The following is a 19,562-nucleotide window of genomic DNA, read 5'->3' on the forward strand; positions in this document are numbered from 1 at the left end:
CAGTTTTGCAATAAAAAAATCCTACTTTATTCAATAAAGTAGGATTTTAAATGTATTTATGACGTTTTTAAATTAAGACTCAGTAGGCTTTTCGGCTTTTTCTATGCTAATACTTAATTCATCAGTTTTCTTATCTAAGTCTATTTTGATATTGTCTCCTTCTTGAAGATGTGATGCTACAATCTCTTCGGCTAAAGCGTCTTCAACATATTTCTGAATTGCTCTTTTTAATGGACGAGCGCCATATTGCTTGTCGAAACCTTTTTCGGCAATATAATCTTTAGCGCTATCGGTAAGCGTAAGGTTGTAACCTAAACCTGTAATTCTTGTTAAAAGTTTTTCTAATTCAATATCAATAATTTTGTTGATGTCTTCTTTTTCCAAAGCATTAAAGACAACAACATCATCAATTCTATTTAAAAACTCAGGGGCAAACGATTTTTTTAGTGCATTTTCAATAACGCTTCTAGCATTTGCATCTTCTTGTGCTTTTTGAGAAGAAGTACCAAAACCAATGCCTGTACCAAAATCTTTTAGTTTACGAGCACCAATATTAGAAGTCATGATAATAATTGTATTTCTGAAATCAATCTTTCTGCCTAAGCTATCAGTTAAGTAGCCATCGTCTAAAACTTGTAATAGCATATTAAATACATCAGGATGCGCTTTTTCAATTTCATCTAAAAGAATAACTGCATAAGGTTTACGTCTTACTTTCTCAGTTAATTGTCCGCCTTCTTCGTATCCAACATATCCTGGAGGTGCTCCAATTAATCTCGAAATAGCGAATTTTTCCATGTATTCACTCATGTCAATTCTAACTAAAGAATCTTCACTGTCAAATAACTCTCGAGATAATACTTTGGCTAACTGTGTTTTACCAACACCAGTTTGGCCTAAAAATATAAATGAACCAATGGGTTTGTTTGGGTCTTTAAGTCCAGCTCGGTTACGCTGAATAGCTTTGACCACTTTTGCAACGGCCTCATCTTGACCAATCACTTTTCCTTTTATAAGTTCTGGTAGTTCGGCTAGTTTATTTATTTCGGTCTGAGCAATTCTATTAACAGGAACGCCAGTCATCATTGAAACTACATCGGCTACGTTGTCTTCGGTAACAACTTCGCGATGTTGTTTGGTGTCTTCTTCCCATTTTTCTTGAGCAATTACTAAATCTTTTTCAATACGCTTTTCGTCATCTCTAAGCTTAGCAGCTTCTTCATACTTCTGTTTTCTAACAACGGCATTTTTCAATTCCTTGATATCTTCTAATTGCTTTTCAAGTTCAATAATTTGTTTGGGAACATCAATATTTGTTATGTGAACACGAGAGCCAGCTTCATCTAAAGCATCAATGGCTTTGTCTGGCAAAAAGCGCTCAGTCATGTATCTATTTGTTAATTTTACGCACGCCTCAATAGCACCTTGTGTATAATCAACATTATGGTGTTCTTCGTATTTACCTTTTATGTTATTCAGGATTTCAATAGTCTCTTCAACTGTAGTTGGTTCAACAATAACCTTTTGGAAACGACGCTCTAAAGCGCCATCTTTCTCAATATACTGACGGTATTCATCTAAAGTTGTAGCGCCAATACATTGTATTTCACCTCTTGCTAGGGCTGGCTTAAACATGTTTGAAGCATCTAAACTACCAGTGGCGCCACCAGCACCAACAATGGTGTGTATTTCGTCAATGAATAAAATAACATCATCATTCTTTTCAAGCTCGTTCATTACGGCTTTCATACGTTCTTCAAATTGACCACGGTATTTAGTACCGGCAACTAAACTTGCTAAATCTAAAGTTACCACTCGTTTATTAAATAAAATACGTGACACTTTTCGTTTTACAATTCTAAGAGCTAAACCTTCAGCGATGGCAGATTTACCAACGCCAGGTTCGCCAATTAAAAGCGGATTGTTTTTCTTTCTTCTGCTTAAAACCTGAGAAACGCGCTGAATTTCCTTTTCTCTGCCAACAACAGGGTCAAGTTTACCTTCTTCGGCTTGAGCTGTTAAATCGCGTCCAAAATTATCTAAAACGGGCGTTTTAGATTTTTTATTAGTCTTTCCGGCAGGGTTGTTGAAAATATTGTCCTTGTTAGATTCTTCTTCAGGTATGTTGTCATCATCCTGGAATTCAGACTTTGGTTCTATATAATCGTTATCGTTTGTAATCATAAGTTTAAATTGTTCTTTAACATTGTCATAGTCAACTTTTAGCTTATTTAAAAGCTTAGTAGTGGGGTCGTTTTCATTTCTCAAAATACAAAGCAACAAATGTGCTGTATTAATTGAAGTGCTTTGAAATAACTTTGCTTCTAAGAAAGTTGTTTTTAAAGCACGTTCTGCTTGCCTTGTAAGATGTAAGTTCTTTTTTTGATTTGAAGCTACAGTAATATCTGGGTTAGCAGGGCTTAGTATTTCAACTTTTCTTCTTAGGTGATTTAAGTCTATATCTAAAGCGTTAAGTATATTTATTGCCTTTCCGTTTCCGTCACGCAAAAGACCAAGCATTAAGTGTTCTGTACCTATAAAATCATGACCTAAACGCAATGCTTCTTCTTTGCTGTAAGCAATAACATCTTTTACTCTTGGGGAAAAATTATCATCCATAAATCGTGTCCTTTCTGCATTAAAAATAGTAAAACATTTTAACTAAAGTCAAAAACCATACCTAAAAATGTTAGCATCGTGCTAATTGACGAAAAAATCTTTATAAAATCAAAATATTTGCTTCTATACTTATTAACCAAATAAGTCGTTAAAATTGTTAATAAATAACATTAAAAAGCAAGCCTGATAGTCTTACTGTGATTGTCGGAATTCTTATATTAGCATGTTTGGAAAATTACATAAAACTAAATTAAATTATTTATGGCAGAAGGAGAAAAATTAATCCCTATTAATATTGAAGATGAGATGAAATCGGCTTACATTGATTATTCAATGTCAGTCATTGTGTCACGTGCTTTACCAGATGTAAGAGATGGTTTAAAACCAGTTCATAGACGTGTGCTTTATGGTATGCATGAATTAGGTGTTAGAGCAAGTTCAGCACATAAAAAGTCCGCAAGAATAGTTGGAGAGGTTTTAGGTAAGTATCATCCACATGGTGACACCTCGGTTTATGATGCTATGGTTCGTATGGCTCAAGAATGGAGTTTACGATACATGCTTGTAGATGGGCAAGGTAACTTTGGATCTATTGATGGTGATAGTCCTGCTGCAATGCGTTACACAGAAGCGCGTATGCGTAAGATTTCTGAAGACATGTTGGCAGATATTGATAAGGAAACTGTAGATCATAAATTAAATTTCGATGATACTTTAGAAGAACCAACAGTTTTACCAACGCGTATTCCTGGGCTTTTAGTAAATGGAGCTTCGGGTATTGCAGTAGGTATGGCTACAAATATGCCGCCTCACAATTTAACCGAGGTTGTTAATGGAACAATAGCATATATTGAAAATAATGATATTGAAATTGATGAGCTTATACAGCATGTAAAAGCACCTGATTTTCCAACAGGAGGTACTATTTATGGTTATGATGGTGTAAAAGATGCTTTTCATACAGGTAGAGGGCGCATAGTTATGCGAGCCAAAACCAATATTGAAGAGGTAAACGGGCGCGAATGCATCATCGTAGATGAAATCCCTTACCAAGTGAATAAGGCAGATATGATTAAGAAAACTGCTGACTTGGTTAACGATAAAAAACTAGAGGGTATTTCTCTTATTCGTGATGAATCTGACAGAAACGGAATGCGTATAGTTTACGTATTAAAACGTGATGCAATTCCTAATATCGTATTAAATAAACTATTTAAGTATACTGCGTTACAATCCTCATTTAGTGTGAATAACATCGCATTGGTTAATGGTCGTCCACAGTTATTAAACTTAAAAGAATTAATTCATTATTTCGTAGAGCATAGACATGAGGTTGTTGTAAGACGAACGACTTACGAATTACGGAAAGCGGAAGAAAGAGCACATATATTAGAAGGTCTAATCATTGCTTCTGATAATATTGATGAAGTTATAAAGATTATTAGAGCATCTTCAAACGCAGATGAAGCTAGAAACAACTTAATTGAACGTTTTAAACTCTCTGAAATTCAAGCTAAAGCAATAGTTGAGATGAGACTGCGCCAGCTTACTGGTTTAGAGCAGGATAAGCTAAGGTCAGAGTACGAGGAAATTATGAAAACCATCATCGATTTAAAAGATATCTTAGACAAGAAAGAACGTCGAATGGATATTATAAAAGGTGAGTTAGAAGTTGTTAGAGATAAATATGGAGATGAGCGTCGTTCAGTAATTGAATATGCAGGTGGAGACTTGAGTATAGAAGATATGATTCCTAACGAAAAAGTGGTTATCACAATTTCTCATGCAGGGTATATTAAACGTACATCTTTAACAGAGTACAAAACACAGAATAGAGGAGGTGTTGGCCAAAAAGCATCAACTACTCGTAATGAAGACTTCTTAGAACATTTATTTGTGGGAACAAACCATCAATATATGTTATTCTTTACGCAAAAAGGAAAATGTTTCTGGATGCGTGTTTACGAAATTCCAGAAGGTAGTAAAACATCAAAAGGTAGAGCAATTCAAAATCTTATAAATATTGAGCAAGACGATAAAGTAATGGCTTTCATTTGTACTCAAGATTTAAAAGATGAAGAATATATTAACAATCATTATGTAATCATGGCTACTAAAAAAGGTCAGGTTAAGAAAACATCATTAGAGCAATATTCTCGTCCAAGAACAAATGGTATTAATGCTATAACAATTAAGGATGATGATGTTTTATTAGAAGCTAAACTTACAACTGGCGAAAGTCAAGTCATGTTAGCATTAAAATCTGGTAAAGCTATTCGTTTTGAAGAAGCTAAAACAAGACCAATGGGACGTGGAGCATCAGGAGTAAGAGGTATTCGTCTTCAAGATGAAAAAACGGATGAAGTAATTGGTATGATTGCTGTTGATGATATGGAAAGTAATGTCCTTGTTGTGTCTGAGAACGGTTATGGCAAACGTTCTAGTTTAGAAGACTATCGTATTACCAATCGAGGTGGAAAAGGTGTTAAAACTATTTCTATTACAGAAAAAACGGGGAATTTAGTATCGATAAAGAATGTTACCGATGATGATGATTTAATGATTATCAATAAATCTGGAATAGCGATTAGAATGGCTGTAAAAGATTTAAGAGTTATGGGACGCGCAACTCAAGGGGTTAAATTAATTAACCTTAAAGGGAATGACTCTATAGCGGCCGTTGCAAAAGTAATGCATGATGAAGATGAAGTAGAATTGGATGATGATGGCAATGTAATAGTTTCTGAAGCTGCGGAAGGTATTGATAACACTGATGTTTCAGAAGATGGCACAACTCTTGATAATGATATAAACGATAATAACACTGAATCTTAAACTTAATATTAATTACAATGAAAAAACAATTAATCATAGCTTTAGCTGTTTCAATAAGTGCATTTTCATTTGCACAGAAGAAAGAATTGAAAACTGTCGAGAAAGCTATTAAAAACAACAATTTTGCAGAGGCTAAAGTAGCTATTACTCAAGCAGAAGGATTGCTTTCTGTTATGGATGAAAAATCTAAAGCAAAATTTTATTATTTAAAAGGGCAAGCTTTATACGCTAATGGAAAAGGGTCTATTGCAGATATTGATTTAGCTCTCGAAAGCTTAGGAAATGTAAATGGAGCTTACGAATCTGAAACTGCTATTTTAAAGCAAAACATGGCAAATGGATTGTTAACAAATGGGAACTCTGCTTATGAAAAGAAAGATTATTCAAAAGCTTCGAATTATTTTGAAAAGGCATATAGAGTTTCTCAAAAAGATACTGTTTATCTTTATTATGCTGCTGCTACGGCTATAAACGTAAAAGAATATGATAGAGCTTTGGGTATTTATGAAGAGCTTAAAGAGTTAGGCTATACTGGAATTGTAAAAGAATATTTTGCTACCGATAAAGAGTCTGGTAAAGAAGTGGTTTTGGATAAAGGAACACGTGATATATTCGTTAAAGGGGGAAGTCATATTAATCCCGGAGAGCGTTTTAGTGATTCTAAAAAACCTGAGATTGTTAAAAATGTAGCTCTAATTTATATATCTAATGGAGATAATGAAAAAGCACTTACGGCAATTAAAGATGCTAGAGCTGAAAACCCTGAAAATGTTGATTTAATTGTTAATGAAGCTAATATTTATTTACAATTAAAAGATGAAACCAAGTTCAAAGAGTTAATAGAAGAAGCGCTTGTTAAAGATCCTGAGAATGCAATTTTGCACTATAATGTTGGCGTAGTTAATATGAAAAAAGGAGATGTAGAGTCTGCTAAAAAGTCTTTTGAAAAAGTACTGAGTATTGACCCTGCGTATTCTGATGCAGCATTAAATCTTTCAAATCTTTATATTGAGAAAGGTAATGTAGTTATTGAAGATATGGGTAATTTAGGAATGAGTAAAGCTGATGATGCCAAATATGAAACTTTGAAAGTTGAAAAAAATAATTTATTTCAAAATGGCGCGGATGTTTTAATTGATTTTATGAGTAAAAACCCAGATGCTAATTCTGATATTTTAACGCAATTAAAAAATATTTATCTAGCTCTAGGTGAATCGGGTAAAGCAAAAGATATTGAAGCTAAAATTGACGCTATGGGTGGTGGTCAGTAAGAAACCTTGAACCATTAAATATATAAAAAATGCCGCTAAATTTAATTAGCGGCATTTTTTATACGATTTTTTTAATGACACGTAGTTTGTGTGTATGCATGTTTTTTTCAACATTATAAATTCCAGAATGATCTAAGCGGTCAATTCTTACCTTGCCGTGGGCATGTATTATATAATTGTCTTTCATGATAATACCAACATGAATTATGGTGCCCTCGTTATTATCAAAAAATGCTAAATCTCCAGGTTCACTTTCTTCAATAAAACTTAGTGCTTCACCTTGTGTAGCTTGTTGCGACGCATCGCGTAATAATTTGTAACCATTAAGTTTGTAAACCATTTGAGTAAAGCCAGAACAGTCAATTCCAAAAGGTGTTTTTCCTCCCCATAAATATGGAGTGTTTAGAAAAGTAAATGAGGTTGAAATGATATTCGCTTTTTCTAATTTTTTATTTATAATATTTCCATCATATTTATGATTTAAAATGGAAAGTCCATTTAAACTAGAGCCAATAGTAATTGGGAATAACTGTTTGTTTTTATCTTCAATAAACTCAACTAAATCTGTAGATAATTTTGGTGTTTCTTTATTGAGTAATTTATATTGGTCTTCAGAGATATTTTTATATTGTTTGTTATCCACCCAGCCTTCATATTTATCAAAAGCTAACCTTATTTTACTCCACTGTTTTCGTTGCTCTAAAATTTTAAAAAAGTCACCGTAAATAACTTGTGAAACCAATTCACTAGTGTCTGCTGGTTCATTTCGAAGCGGAACAATGCTTAAATTACAAATACCGTATTGCATTAATACTTTTAGTTTCGTTCAATAATCATTGCCGAAGCACCACCACCTCCATTACAAATTGCAGCGGCACCAATTTTAGCATTATTTTGTTCTAGTACATTTAATAATGTAATTAGAATTCTAACACCAGAACATCCAAGTGGATGCCCTAAAGAAACAGCGCCTCCATTTACGTTTACGTTTTTATCTGTTAGTCCTAAAATTTTCATATTTGCCAAACCAACAACAGCAAAAGCTTCATTAAATTCAAAAAAATCAACATCGTTAATTGTAATTCCAGCTTTATCAAGAGCCTTAGGAAGGGCTTTTGCAGGAGCTGTTGTAAACCATTCTGGTTCATGAGCAGCATCAGCATAACTTTTTATTGTTGCAATCGGTTTTAAACCTAACTCATCTGCTTTCTCTTTACTCATAAGAATCATAGCCCCAGCACCATCATTTATAGTTGATGCATTTGCTGCAGTTACGGTTCCGTCTTTAGAAAATGCAGGACGTAATTGGGGTATTTTATCCATCCTAACATTAGTATATTCTTCATCTTTATTAACAGTTATAGGCTCTCCTCGACGCTGAGGAACTTCAACAGGAATAACTTCATTATTGAATTTTCCAGCTTCCCAGGCAGCAGCAGATCTTTGATAAGACTTTATGGCATAGGCATCTTGATCTTCTCTAGAGAATTCATATTTAGAAGCACAGGCATCTGCGCATACACCCATAGCATTTTCATTGTAAGCATCAACTAAACCGTCTTTTTGCATACCATCAATTAATGTGGCTGGACCAAATTTAGTTGAACTTCTTGCGTGTAGGTAATGAGGAATAAGACTCATGTTTTCCATGCCACCAGCTACAATAACATTAGCGTCACCTAAAGCAATAGATTGTGCTGCTTGCATAACGGTTTTCATTCCAGATGCGCAAACCTTATTTATGGTTGTACAAGGCACGGAATTTGGAATACCAGCGTAAATAGCAGCTTGCCTTGCTGGAGCTTGTCCTGTACCAGCTTGAACCACATTACCCATTAAAACTTCTTCAACTAACGCTGGGCTTAAGTTTATTTTATCTAATGTACCTTTTATAGCAATAGCACCTAACTTAGGGGCAGGAACGCTAGATAAAGCACCCAAAAAACTTCCTATTGGAGTCCGTGCTGCAGAAACAATAACGACTTCTTTATTCATCAATCTAATGTTTTAATTTAGTCTATGCGAAAATAACGATTTTTTAGTAGAAATTTATAAGATTAGATTATTATAAAAAATGGAGAAAGCTTATAAATTTATTACATTTGATTTCTAGATGAAAGACCTTATAAATAAATTATACAGAAACCATTCCTTGATTTATAAAGGGTTATTGTTTATATGTACTACTTTTTTGATTGTATATTTATTTCCTAAAAGTGGAAAGTTTAAATACAATTTTGAAAAAGGCAAGCCTTGGCAATCTGAGAGTTTGCAAGCTCCTTTTGACTTCGCCATTAAAAAGACCGCTAAAGAAATAGATTCTGAAAAAAAAGACATTGTAGATCATGCGGTGTTATATTTTGATTTAGACAATGCTATACAGAAAAAAATCAACGAAGCTTATAAAGAACAGTTTAAGGTTGTTTTTTCAGATACCTTGCCAACACGTATTTCAAATAAATTATTTGATGCAGGTGAAACCATAATCTCAGAGTTATATAGGTATGGTGTTTTAAATGAAAATTATGATTTTGGTGAAGATAGGTCTGTAGTTATTCTTGCGGGAAGAGAAAAAAAGTATGATGGTTTTTATGTAAACTTAATTCAACAAAATGACGTTACAAGTGTTATAGAAGATGTGTTGTCTAAAAATAACCTGTCGAGTTTTAAAACGAATTATGTTTCATTGTTTTTTGATTTAATTGAACCTAATATAACATTCAATAAATCATTTACCGATAAAGCGATTCAAGATGAATTAGGTAGAATTTCTTTTACAAGAGGAAGTGTTGCCAAAGAAACCTTAATTGTATCCAAAGGGGAAGTAGTTGAAGGCGATAAATATCAAAAATTAAAATCTTTACAGTCTGAATATGAGTCTCAGTTTTGGAATGAGGCTAATTATAATTGGGTTCTATTTGCGTACACTTTATTAGTGGCTTTGGCTTTGTTAATGTTGCTTTTGTTTTTAAGAAAGTATAGACTTGAAGTTTTTGAGAATAACACAAAAGTAACCTTTATTTTTTTTAATATATTATTAATGATATTCATTACAACGCTTGTAGTGAATTATGATTCAGCGTATATATATATAGTTCCAATTTGCATATTGCCGTTAGTGTTTAAAGCGTTTTTTGATGCACGATTAGGTTTGTTTGCTCATGTGCTTACTGTACTTTTATTAGGTTTTATAGTCCCTAATAGCTATGAGTATATGTTTTTACAAATTATAGCCGGAATTGTAACCATCTTAACCGTTTCTGAGTTATATAAACGTGCTAATTTGTTTATTTCAGTAGGCCAGATAACACTAATTTATATTATAGCTTATTTTGCTTTTTTTGTAATTCATGAAGGAAGTGTTGAAACACTTAAATGGGAAACATTTATATGGTTTATTTTATGTGGATTGGCAACCTTGTTTGTACAACCTTTAATTTATGCTTATGAAAAGTTATTCGGGTTAGTTTCAGATGTTTCTCTTTTAGAGTTGTCCGACACGAATTCTAAGTTACTTAAAGAGATGTCAAATAAGGCGCCCGGAACTTTTCATCATTCTTTAAATGTAGCAAATTTAGCTGAAGCTTCTGCAAATGAAATTGGTGCAAATGCTATGCTGGTCAGAGTTGGAGCTTTGTATCATGATATAGGAAAAATGAAAAACCCAACGTACTATACCGAAAATCAATCAACTGGTATTAATCCTCATGATGAGTTATCATCTAAAGAAAGTGTAAAAATAATAATAGACCATGTTATCGATGGTATTGAAATAGCTAGGAAAAACAATTTACCAGATAGGGTAATTGATTTTATTAGAACGCATCATGGAACAAGTGTAGTTTATTATTTTTATATGCAAGAGAAAAAGGGGTTTCCAGATGTGAAAGTTGATAAATTAGATTTTAGTTATCCAGGGCCAAAACCATTTAGTAAAGAGACTGCTATTTTAATGATGTGCGATAGTATTGAAGCAGCATCAAAAAGTCTGAAGGAACCTACTTCTACAAAAATTGAAGCATTTGTTGAAAATATAATAAACAAGCAAATAGAAGAGGGGCAGTTTTTAAATGCTAATATCACTTTTAAAGAAATTCAATCCATAAAAAAAGTACTAAAATACAAGCTTGCAAATATTTACCATTTGCGAATTGAATACCCCGAATAAATTCTAGAAAAAAACGAGGAAAATGTTTGTGTTGTTTAAGATGAAAAACTAAATTTGCATCCGCATTTAAATTAAGTGCTTAGTTTATATTGAAATTATTGGAGAGGTGCCTGAGTGGCCGAAAGGAGCGGTTTGCTAAATCGTCGTACCTAGAAATAGGTACCCAGGGTTCGAATCCCTGTCTCTCCGCAAATTATTAAGATAACCATTTCGGGGTGTAGCGTAGCCCGGTTATCGCGCCGCGTTTGGGACGCGGAGGTCGCAGGTTCGAATCCTGCCACCCCGACAAATTAATAATTAATTTAATTCAAGTCCTTGATAACTATATGATTGTCAAGGATTTTTTTTGTGTTATGCTGTTGTTTGGTATTTAATAGATAGTTTTTATTTATAAGTTAACTTTAGCATTTTTAATCAATAATTTTTGTGAATTTATTCAACTTCTAAATAGTATTTATTAGTAAATATTATAGTGGGCACTTCAAATATTAAAATGAAAAACTAATAAAAAAGGAAACCAAAACCTTTAAGTCATTTTTATTTCAATTGATGATTAATCCAACGAAGTTAATTAATCGTTACTTTAACACTTTTATAAATAGTTGATTTAGAAATCTTTCGTTTTTTTTAGTAATAAAATAACCAAAACACATTTAGATTTTGATATAATATTATTATAGCTAAAGACTCTTATGTATCTTTAGAATTTTTAGTATTTTCGAGGTTTCTTAATAATAAGCTATTAATAAATGTTCAAAATATTTCCTACGCGTTTTGCGTTGCTTAAGGCCTTTGTAGGCTTATTTTTATTATTATCCTTTGTTGTAAGAATAAGTTTTTTGTTTTGGAATTTTTCTGAATTTGATAAAGGTTTTTTTACTCTAGGAAACACTTTTATTATTGGTTTTCTTTTTGATTTAGCAACAATTTCATTTTTTACGATTCCTTATCTTATTTATTTATTTCTAATTCCAAAGAAATGGCACGGTTCATTGTTCGATAGATTTGTGACTTATTTTGGGTTTTCTTTAGGGGTACTTATATTGTTTTTTTCGTTTTTTGGAGAATTTACATTTTGGGATGAATTTGAAAGACGCTACAATTTTATAGCAGTTGATTATTTAATTTACACTTATGAAGTTGTTAAAAATATTAATGAGTCTTACCCTTTGCCATTTCTTATAACGGGAATGTTAATATTAGTTTTAACTAGTATTTTTGTTGTGTATCGTTTGGGGTATTTTAAAAAAGTATTTATTAGCGAGACTTGTTTTAAAACTAAAATATATGCAGCTGTTCCTTGGTTTTTAATTGTCGTTATTTCAAGTTTATTTGTTACAAATAAACAAGCAGATTGGACAGAAAACAGATTTAATAACGAACTATCTAAAGCAGGTATTTATTCGTTTTTTGCAGCATTCAGAAATAATGAATTACCGTATAAGGAATTTTATCAAACGATTCCAGAAAAGGAAGCCTACGCCTATGTGAAATCTGTATATGGAGATGGATTGCTAAAAGTTAAAAATAAAAGTGTTTATCGAACAATAACAAATTCAGATAGTATTAATAAACCTATTAAACCAAACGTTATTTTTATTTGTATTGAAAGTTTAAGTGGTAAGTTTTTAGGGTCTTTTGGTGCTAAAAGTAATATAACTCCAACTTTGGATGCATTGGCTAATGAAAGCGTATTTTTTACGAACTTTTACGCTACAGGAACTCGAACAGTTAGGGGCATGGAAGCCATTACGCTTTCAATACCTCCAACACCTGGTAGAAGCATTGTAAAACGCAAGAATAATCAAGGTTTGTTTACTATTGGCGAAGTATTCAGGCAACAAGGTTATACTCGAAATTTTTTCTACGGTGGAGATGGTTACTTTGATAATATGAACACCTATTTTGGAGGTGATAATTTTGATATTGTAGACCGAGGACGAGGTTTTTTACTGGATAAAAAGATATCTGCGAGCAGAAAAAATATAGAAGATGATGAAGTAACTTTTGAAAATGCTTGGGGTGTTTGTGATATGGATATTTATAATAAAGTCTTGAAAGAAGCAGACAAAGCCTACGTGACAAAAAAACCTTTTTTCGATTTTGTCATGACTACCTCAAATCATAAGCCATATACATATCCAGAGAGTAAAATTGATATTCCTTCTGGTACTGGACGGCATGGTGCAGTAAAGTATACAGATTATGCTATTGGAGAATTTTTAAAAAAGGCAAGAAACAAACCTTGGTTTAGTAATACCGTGTTTGTTATTATGAGCGATCATTGTGCTAGTAGTGCTGGGCGTTGGGAGTTAGATGTGCAGAACTATCACATTCCTGCGTTAATTTATAATCTTCCTAGCGTGAAACCTCAAAAAGTAGATAAGCTAGCTTCTCAAATAGATATGTTTCCAACCCTGTTTTCTTTATTAAATTGGGACTATAAATCAAACCTATTTGGAATGGATATTATGAATATGAAACCTGAAGACGAACGCGCTTTTATTGCAAATTATCGAAAACTAGGTTATTTTAAGGATAATCAAGTTATGGTGTTAAATGAACAGGCTAATGCTAATTTTTATGATTGGAATTCATTAGATAACAGTCTTACTAAAAAAACTATTGATAATGCTTTTTTAAAAAAAACAATTTCATTTTATCAGGTAGCAGACGACCTATATAGAAATAGTGGCTTAACAATATTGAAAACGGATGACTAATATTCACTTTATAATAAATCCAATAGCTGGTTCTGCTGAGCATGATTTTTCTGAACATTACTTTCAAGAATTTTTTGAGAAAGAAAAATATAACTTAACAGTTAAATTATCTGAGCATAAAGGGCATGCAATAGATTTAACTAAAGCATCAATTAATCAAGGAGTAAATGTTATTGTTGCTTGTGGGGGAGATGGAACGATTAACGAAGTGGCATCTACTTTAATAGGGGTTAATATTCCTCTGGGAATAATTCCTGTTGGCTCTGGAAACGGATTAGCATCAAATCTTAAAATTTCGCGTAATGTAGAACAGGCTATCCAAATTATAAAAAAAAATGAGCAAACTAGAATTGATGTTGGTTGCATTAATGAGCGTTATTTTTTTAGTAATTCTGGTTTTGGATTTGACGCAAATGTTATTGAAAACTACGAAGCTTCTCAAAAAAGAACACTTTATTGTTATGTAAGAGCTTCTATAAAATCGTTTATGGAGTTTAATAAGAAAAATAAAATGACCATTAATATTAATGGCAATACAATCATTGATAATCCTTTCTTAATCTTCGTTTCAAATTCTAATGAATTAGGCTATAACGTAAGCTTAACACCCAAAGCATCATTACAAGATGGGTTATTAGATATTTTGATTGTTCCTAAAATTAACAAGTTAAAAATGGTTTTGTTTGGTGTTCTGGTATTGCTTAAAAGACCTCATTTACTAAAAGGCGTAAAAAGTTTTCAAACAAAAGCAATGACGCTTTCTCGTAAAACAGGCGAAGCTTTTGAATCGCAAATTGATGGAGAGTTTATAAAAATTAAGGAACAGTCTGTCTCAATTCATTTAAAGGAGAAGTCGCTAGTTGTAATTGTATAAAGGATTTATAAAAAAAATATTATTTTAATATTTTTAAGATTTCATGTGGTACTCTGAATATGAAGGGGGAAGATAAATGTTATAATCAATATATTGATTTTAATTATTTAATTTAAAAAAACTAATTAAGCAAATATGTTTTGTAGAAAACTTTTCTTTGTGTTATTAGCTATTCTATTTCAAAATCTATATTTGGGTTTTGCACAAAAATCTGATATAGAAATGGCGGGTGATATTGGAGTTATAGTTGTACCTATTGCTGGGCTTACCACTACGCTTATAAAAGGTGATAATAAAGGGACATGGCAATTTGCTAAAGGGTTTCTACTAAATCAAGTTGTAACTTTTGGTTTAAAAGCTAGTATTAGTAAAACAAGACCCGATTTTAGTGATAATAATGCGTTTCCATCAGGGCATACTTCTACAGTTTTTCAAGGCGCATCATTTATTCATAGGCGTTACGGATTTAAATATAGTATTCCAGCTTATGCCATTGCTGGATTCACTGCATTTAGTAGACAAGACGCTAAAAAACATGATATGTTTGACATTCTTGTTGGCGCCATAATTGGAATAGGGAGTACGTGTCTTTTTACAACGCCATACCAAGAAGAACATTTAAAACTATCATTTAATAGTTATGATGGAAATTATTTAATGGGCTTCATTTATAAATTTTAAAGAAATAAAAGGTATATGAAAAAAATAGTTTTAATATTAAGCCTTATTATTCCATTAATTTGTATCGCGCAAAATGAAAGCCTTTCAGAATTATGAACAAAGCGACTTGTACAAGACATAGGAGATTATGCTCAACATGCACCAGCAATAACCTCATTAATAGTAATTCTTGCTAAGAAAGACAAAGAAGGTTTTTGGCAGTTTGCTAAATCTTATGGAACAACTCTAGGCTTAACTTATGGACTCAAATATGCGATTAATAAACCTAGGCCAGAAGGCAGAACAGATGGTCTTGCATTTCCATCTGGACATACATCTGTTTCGTTTTCAGGAGCGTCATTTTTGCAAAGACGCTATGGGTGGAAGTATGGTATTCCTGCATATTTAGTTGCAGGATTTGTAGCTTATAGTAGAATTGAAGGAATTCATGATAGGCATGATGGATGGGATGTGCTTGGAGGAATTTTAGTTGGTTTAGGGAGCACATATTTGTTTACAACACCTTATCAAAAAGAACATTTAGAATTAACTTTTAATAGTGGTGGTGGCGATTATTTAATAGGTCTTAATTATAAGTTTTAGATAAAGGTATTTTAGCTTAATTTTTTAAAGAATAATAATTAAGGCTATTCGAATATAATTGTCTTAGGAAAAAGTAAAGTGCATTTGGTATAAGAACCATAATTGAGGAATTTAAAAAAGAAAAAATGAAATTTAGTTATAAAAGTTCATTAATAAAACGTTTATGCATAGGCTTTGTCTGTGTTTTTATTTTTCAAATTACTGGCTTTGCTCAAGTCAATAATAAGGAAACGCAAACTTATGATATGGGTGATGGAATGACTTTTACATATGCCAAGCCAAAGTTTTTTGAGGCATTTAAGCATGTTCCAAATGATATTTATGAATTTGGAAAGTTTACAGTTCAAAAAGAAAACTTATTCTGGACGGGTATGGCAGTTGGAAGTACTCTAGCATTAATTCCATTTGACCAAAAGTTATTAGATAATGCTCAGGAAATAGGAAAACCACTGGGTTTGTATGAAGATGTTAGGTATACAAGGTTTCTAGGGTTAGAGGTGCTGCCAAAAAATATTAACGGAGCTATTTATTATTTGGGTAATGGGTTAACCCCTATTTTATTAAGTGGTGGCTTTTACATTGCAGGAAAAATCAATAACGACTATCGTGCTTTAAATGTTTCAAGTGAATTAATTGAAGTTTTAGTTTCCTCTGGAGTATGTACACAAATAATAAAAAGAATTACTGGAAGGCAAAGTCCAGGCCCAGCAATTGATAGCGGAAACCCAGGAGGACATTGGACACCTTTTCCAAGTTTTAAAGCATACCAAACAAATACACCAAATTATGATGCCATGCCTTCTGGGCACCTAACAACATATATAGCATCTTTAACTGTAATATCAACTAACTACCCGAATACAAAGTGGATAAAGCCCGTGGGTTACACCTTAGCAGGTGTTATGGCTTTTCAAATGATGAGTACTAGAGTGCATTGGGCATCCGATTATCCATTTGCAATTCTTATGGGGTATGTTATTGGTAAAAATGCTGCAAACAGAAGAATAAAAAAGGAGGTTAGGCATGATTTAACAGGCGAAATAATCCACCCAAAATTTAAGACAGATTTTAGCTTTAGTTACAGAGCAGATTATAAGATGGCTGGTGTTACTTTTTCTTTTTAATTTTAAGTAAGTAATAGGGGGGAGTCACTTCTTTTTCTAATAATCAATCCAACTAATTATTATAAATCTTGAAATCTTTAGGCTTATTTACCAACACAATTCCTGAAATAATACAAGAGTTAATTAAATTAAACTTATAGGTAATATTTATTAAACCACCCTTTGTGAGTTATGGTGATTACCAGTATTATAAATTTCTAATAATTATTCGTTAACAATATTACAATATAATATCATTTCACTTTAAGTAATCAATAATAGCAAATTATTAAGTTATTAATCTAATGGTATAGCAGTAGGAATAAGTAATTTTATCCTTAGCTGAATAACTGGTAATCCCAATGATAATAAAGAGTGGTCGCAATTTTAAAAAGAAAATTAATAATTTTTTAATAATAGTATCTATAATTTTTTGATTTACGTGATGACAATTTCAAAACTATACGATGTATTAAAAACTAAAATAATTTTTTATGAAGAATCTAAAGAACACAATTTTTTTACTTATTACTTTATCACTCTTTTTTTTTACAAGTTGTACATCTAGTGATGATGAGTCTAACAATAATGAGCCAACAAGCTTTTCATCGAATACTATAGAAACAAAGACTTATGGTGCTACTATAGAATGGACTGAATCCACAGATTTTGATGGAGATCTTGTAACTTATACCATAGTGTTAGAAGGGAAAGAGGTTGCTTCTGGTGTTAATGCTTTAACACATTCATTTACTGACCTAGAGCCTGAAACAATTTATAATGGTAATATTGAAGCTAAAGACGGTAATGGTGGGGTAACTAAAGCTGATTTTTTCTTTACAACAGAACCAATTCTTTTTATTAAATGGAGAGATTTTATTGAAGGTGACGGTCATAGTTTTGTTGCTTTTTTTGAAGTACCTGAAAAATCTGGTGCATCTAGTTATGCTGTTGAAGTAAAAGAATATTCATTAAACACAAGCCCTGCTACCATAGGTAGAAGCTATTCATGGAAACCAGAAGATGATTTGCCAACTGGTAATAATGTAGGTACAGGCTCTAGCGGTCTTACAGAATTTTCATCAGGAGTTTACCATGCAAATACTCATGTCTCAGGAGCTCATGTAACTAATGCCGCTGCAGTTAGCCAGTTGGTTTTCTACTATGGGGCTATTACAGGTTCTGCTGAGTTAACAATTAGATACAAATAGAGCATTTTTAATAAAAGTATTTTTTTTGATTTTGGTGCCTTTCAGAAATTGAGCTTTGTTTTAAATGTAGAGAGAAGGATTGCATATCCCAATAGGTAATCCAGTACAAGCATAAAAACCTAAACCACGCTTAGGCGTTGTTTAGGTTTTTGTTTATAGTAACTTACAAAAGCACACTTATGACGCTACTAAAAACAAAAAACCTACAACTTCCGTTGTAGGTTTCCTTTTGCGGAGAAAGAGGTTCTTCCTCAATATCTTTAAACTCAATGTTTACAGTACTTCACAAAGGTTCAGTTTTCTAGGGTAACCCATAGGGTAACTTTACCAGTTTTACTAATAATACTCCGCAAGTTACATTTTAAATCCTTAAATCACAAAATTTCAGGGAATGCTAGGGAATCCCTAGCTATACCTTGATGAAACCCTAATATTTGCATCATAATAATTTAAAAAATAATATTATGATTGAAAATTTAGAAGAAATCAACTTGGATTTAACTCCATTAACACGACAATTGTTAATTAATTACATTTCCATTAATTATGAAGAGCATGCGGATTTTAGCGAGGAATCTTTAAGAGCTGAATTATTACTTTTAAAACGTACTAATAACCTAGAGCAACTTTTTCTAGCAGAATCTTTATCAAATTACTATCAGCAGTAATTTAAAGCTGTTGAAATTTTGAGCATGACTAGTTGTAAAATGAAAAACCTAACAGCAATTATATTGATTTATTTTTCTGTTAGGTTCTCATTAATCATTAGATTGATTTTAGACTTATAAACTCATATAAATATCGTCTAATTCCTCTTGTCTAATACCTAAGTATCTTTTTGTAATAGCAGGTGAAGAGTGGTTAAACAAATCTGATAAGTATAATAGTGCTTTTTCAGTTTCGTTATTATTAGAGTACACTTGACGACCAAAAGTTTTACGAAGTGAATGTGTTGAAACTGAAAGTTTTTTAGTTCCAAAAAGTTCTTTGATTTTACGATTTACATATTGTACGCTGTAAACTGTATTTTGGTTTGAAGTAAAAATAAAGCCTTCATGTTCTTCAACTCTAGTTTTTAGTAAAGCAAAAGCATCTTTAATATTATCGTTAATTCTGATAATACGTTTCTTATTGGTCTTTTTCTCTAGAAGTGTAATTGAATCATTTTCTAAATCTGTAAACTTTAATGAAAGTAAATCTGAAATACGTAAACCAGAATTAATACCTAAAACCACTAAAAAACCTAATTTATAGTTTTTATCATTTTTAATTAATTTGATTGCTTTGTTTAACGTAGAATCAAAATTTAAATAATCGCTTGTAGTAACTGAACCTTTAACACTCATATCATTATTATTTATGATACAAATATAATAAAAATAAGTTTCACTTTTATTTGTTTTAAGATAAAAGTGAAACTATATTAGTGTATGTTTTGCTTTGAAACACATAACTTGTTGTTTTACAATGTTTTAACAAAATAAAAAAGGTTCAC

The 19,562-nt window shown here is 32.0% G+C and carries 14 protein-coding genes and 2 tRNA genes; 12 read left to right on the forward strand and 4 right to left on the reverse strand.

All coding sequences use genetic code 11. The annotated features are described in order from the left end of the window. Positions 1 to 72 precede the first annotated feature (72 nt). A complete protein-coding gene (locus tag Q0870_RS06610; RefSeq protein ID WP_298553549.1) occupies positions 73 to 2,619 on the reverse strand; it encodes an ATP-dependent Clp protease ATP-binding subunit in 2,547 nt (848 codons plus the stop codon). Positions 2,620 to 2,880: 261 nt separating this feature from the next. Here Q0870_RS06610 and gyrA point away from each other — a divergent pair, with 261 nt between their 5' ends. Together gyrA and Q0870_RS06620 are read left to right on the forward strand one after the other, a co-directional pair. After that, positions 2,881 to 5,454: a DNA gyrase subunit A gene (gyrA, locus tag Q0870_RS06615; protein ID WP_298553552.1), complete on the forward strand. Its 2,574-nt coding sequence runs from the start codon at positions 2,881 to 2,883 to the stop codon at positions 5,452 to 5,454. 17 nt (positions 5,455 to 5,471) lie between these two features. Next, on the forward strand, positions 5,472 to 6,725 hold the full coding sequence (locus tag Q0870_RS06620; protein ID WP_298553555.1) for a tetratricopeptide repeat protein: 1,254 nt from the start codon (positions 5,472 to 5,474) through the stop codon (positions 6,723 to 6,725). 58 nt (positions 6,726 to 6,783) lie between these two features. Here the strand turns inward: Q0870_RS06620 and Q0870_RS06625 are convergent, their stop codons facing one another. Together Q0870_RS06625 and Q0870_RS06630 are read right to left on the reverse strand one after the other, a co-directional pair. Further along, on the reverse strand, positions 6,784 to 7,533 hold the full coding sequence (locus Q0870_RS06625) for a C40 family peptidase (protein WP_298553558.1): 750 nt from the start codon (positions 7,531 to 7,533) through the stop codon (positions 6,784 to 6,786). A gap of 8 nt (positions 7,534 to 7,541) precedes the next feature. Beyond that, positions 7,542 to 8,720 carry an acetyl-CoA C-acyltransferase gene (locus Q0870_RS06630; protein WP_298553561.1) on the reverse strand — a complete coding sequence of 393 codons (1,179 nt, stop codon included), beginning with the start codon at positions 8,718 to 8,720 and terminating at the stop codon, positions 7,542 to 7,544. Positions 8,721 to 8,838: 118 nt separating this feature from the next. Between Q0870_RS06630 and Q0870_RS06635 the strand changes: the two genes are divergently transcribed. The 10 genes from Q0870_RS06635 (at position 8,839) to Q0870_RS06680 (ending at position 18,735) form a co-directional block, all read left to right on the forward strand. After that, positions 8,839 to 10,893 carry an HDIG domain-containing metalloprotein gene (locus Q0870_RS06635; RefSeq protein ID WP_298553564.1) on the forward strand — a complete coding sequence of 685 codons (2,055 nt, stop codon included), beginning with the start codon at positions 8,839 to 8,841 and terminating at the stop codon, positions 10,891 to 10,893. Positions 10,894 to 10,993: 100 nt separating this feature from the next. Beyond that, positions 10,994 to 11,082 (forward strand) — tRNA-Ser (locus Q0870_RS06640). Positions 11,083 to 11,104: 22 nt separating this feature from the next. Next, a tRNA-Pro gene (locus tag Q0870_RS06645) sits at positions 11,105 to 11,179 on the forward strand. A 463-nt stretch (positions 11,180 to 11,642) separates the two neighbouring features. Then, complete coding sequence (locus Q0870_RS06650; RefSeq protein ID WP_298553568.1) at positions 11,643 to 13,616, forward strand: LTA synthase family protein; 1,974 nt, start codon at positions 11,643 to 11,645, stop codon at positions 13,614 to 13,616. Continuing rightward, positions 13,609 to 14,490 (forward strand): diacylglycerol kinase family protein, encoded by an 882-nt coding sequence (locus tag Q0870_RS06655; protein WP_298553570.1) that lies wholly within the window; start codon positions 13,609 to 13,611, stop codon positions 14,488 to 14,490. The genes Q0870_RS06650 and Q0870_RS06655 overlap by 8 nt, the downstream gene beginning before the upstream one ends. A gap of 135 nt (positions 14,491 to 14,625) precedes the next feature. Beyond that, positions 14,626 to 15,171, forward strand: coding sequence for a phosphatase PAP2 family protein (locus Q0870_RS06660; protein ID WP_298553572.1), 546 nt, complete (start codon positions 14,626 to 14,628; stop codon positions 15,169 to 15,171). A 165-nt stretch (positions 15,172 to 15,336) separates the two neighbouring features. Continuing rightward, positions 15,337 to 15,753, forward strand: a complete 417-nt coding sequence (locus tag Q0870_RS06665) for a phosphatase PAP2 family protein (RefSeq protein WP_298553975.1) — start codon at positions 15,337 to 15,339, stop codon at positions 15,751 to 15,753. A 125-nt stretch (positions 15,754 to 15,878) separates the two neighbouring features. Continuing rightward, positions 15,879 to 16,877 carry a phosphatase PAP2 family protein gene (locus tag Q0870_RS06670; RefSeq protein WP_298553574.1) on the forward strand — a complete coding sequence of 333 codons (999 nt, stop codon included), beginning with the start codon at positions 15,879 to 15,881 and terminating at the stop codon, positions 16,875 to 16,877. A gap of 473 nt (positions 16,878 to 17,350) precedes the next feature. Then, positions 17,351 to 18,067 (forward strand): hypothetical protein, encoded by a 717-nt coding sequence (locus Q0870_RS06675; RefSeq protein ID WP_298553575.1) that lies wholly within the window; start codon positions 17,351 to 17,353, stop codon positions 18,065 to 18,067. A gap of 464 nt (positions 18,068 to 18,531) precedes the next feature. Continuing rightward, entirely contained in the window at positions 18,532 to 18,735 is a 204-nt protein-coding gene (locus tag Q0870_RS06680; protein WP_298553576.1) for a hypothetical protein, read from the forward strand. A gap of 114 nt (positions 18,736 to 18,849) precedes the next feature. Here the strand turns inward: Q0870_RS06680 and Q0870_RS06685 are convergent, their stop codons facing one another. Further along, positions 18,850 to 19,413, reverse strand: coding sequence for a tyrosine-type recombinase/integrase (locus tag Q0870_RS06685; protein ID WP_298553578.1), 564 nt, complete (start codon positions 19,411 to 19,413; stop codon positions 18,850 to 18,852). Positions 19,414 to 19,562: the final 149 nt, after the last annotated feature.

The organism is uncultured Algibacter sp. (genome assembly GCF_947487575.1).
Lineage (GTDB): Bacteria > Bacteroidota > Bacteroidia > Flavobacteriales > Flavobacteriaceae > Algibacter_B.

Bases quoted from the DNA above. Each gene is read 5' to 3' on its own strand.
- Q0870_RS06610 (WP_298553549.1), bottom strand. From the start codon at position 2,619: ATGGATGATAATTTTTCCCCAAGAGTAAAAGATGTTATTGCTTACAGC.
- gyrA (WP_298553552.1), top strand. From the start codon at position 2,881: ATGGCAGAAGGAGAAAAATTAATCCCTATTAATATTGAAGATGAGATG.
- Q0870_RS06620 (WP_298553555.1), top strand. From the start codon at position 5,472: ATGAAAAAACAATTAATCATAGCTTTAGCTGTTTCAATAAGTGCATTT.
- Q0870_RS06625 (WP_298553558.1), bottom strand. From the start codon at position 7,533: ATGCAATACGGTATTTGTAATTTAAGCATTGTTCCGCTTCGAAATGAA.
- Q0870_RS06630 (WP_298553561.1), bottom strand. From the start codon at position 8,720: ATGAATAAAGAAGTCGTTATTGTTTCTGCAGCACGGACTCCAATAGGA.
- Q0870_RS06635 (WP_298553564.1), top strand. From the start codon at position 8,839: ATGAAAGACCTTATAAATAAATTATACAGAAACCATTCCTTGATTTAT.
- Q0870_RS06650 (WP_298553568.1), top strand. From the start codon at position 11,643: ATGTTCAAAATATTTCCTACGCGTTTTGCGTTGCTTAAGGCCTTTGTA.
- Q0870_RS06655 (WP_298553570.1), top strand. From the start codon at position 13,609: ATGACTAATATTCACTTTATAATAAATCCAATAGCTGGTTCTGCTGAG.
- Q0870_RS06660 (WP_298553572.1), top strand. From the start codon at position 14,626: ATGTTTTGTAGAAAACTTTTCTTTGTGTTATTAGCTATTCTATTTCAA.
- Q0870_RS06670 (WP_298553574.1), top strand. From the start codon at position 15,879: ATGAAATTTAGTTATAAAAGTTCATTAATAAAACGTTTATGCATAGGC.
- Q0870_RS06675 (WP_298553575.1), top strand. From the start codon at position 17,351: ATGAAGAATCTAAAGAACACAATTTTTTTACTTATTACTTTATCACTC.
- Q0870_RS06680 (WP_298553576.1), top strand. From the start codon at position 18,532: ATGATTGAAAATTTAGAAGAAATCAACTTGGATTTAACTCCATTAACA.
- Q0870_RS06685 (WP_298553578.1), bottom strand. From the start codon at position 19,413: ATGAGTGTTAAAGGTTCAGTTACTACAAGCGATTATTTAAATTTTGAT.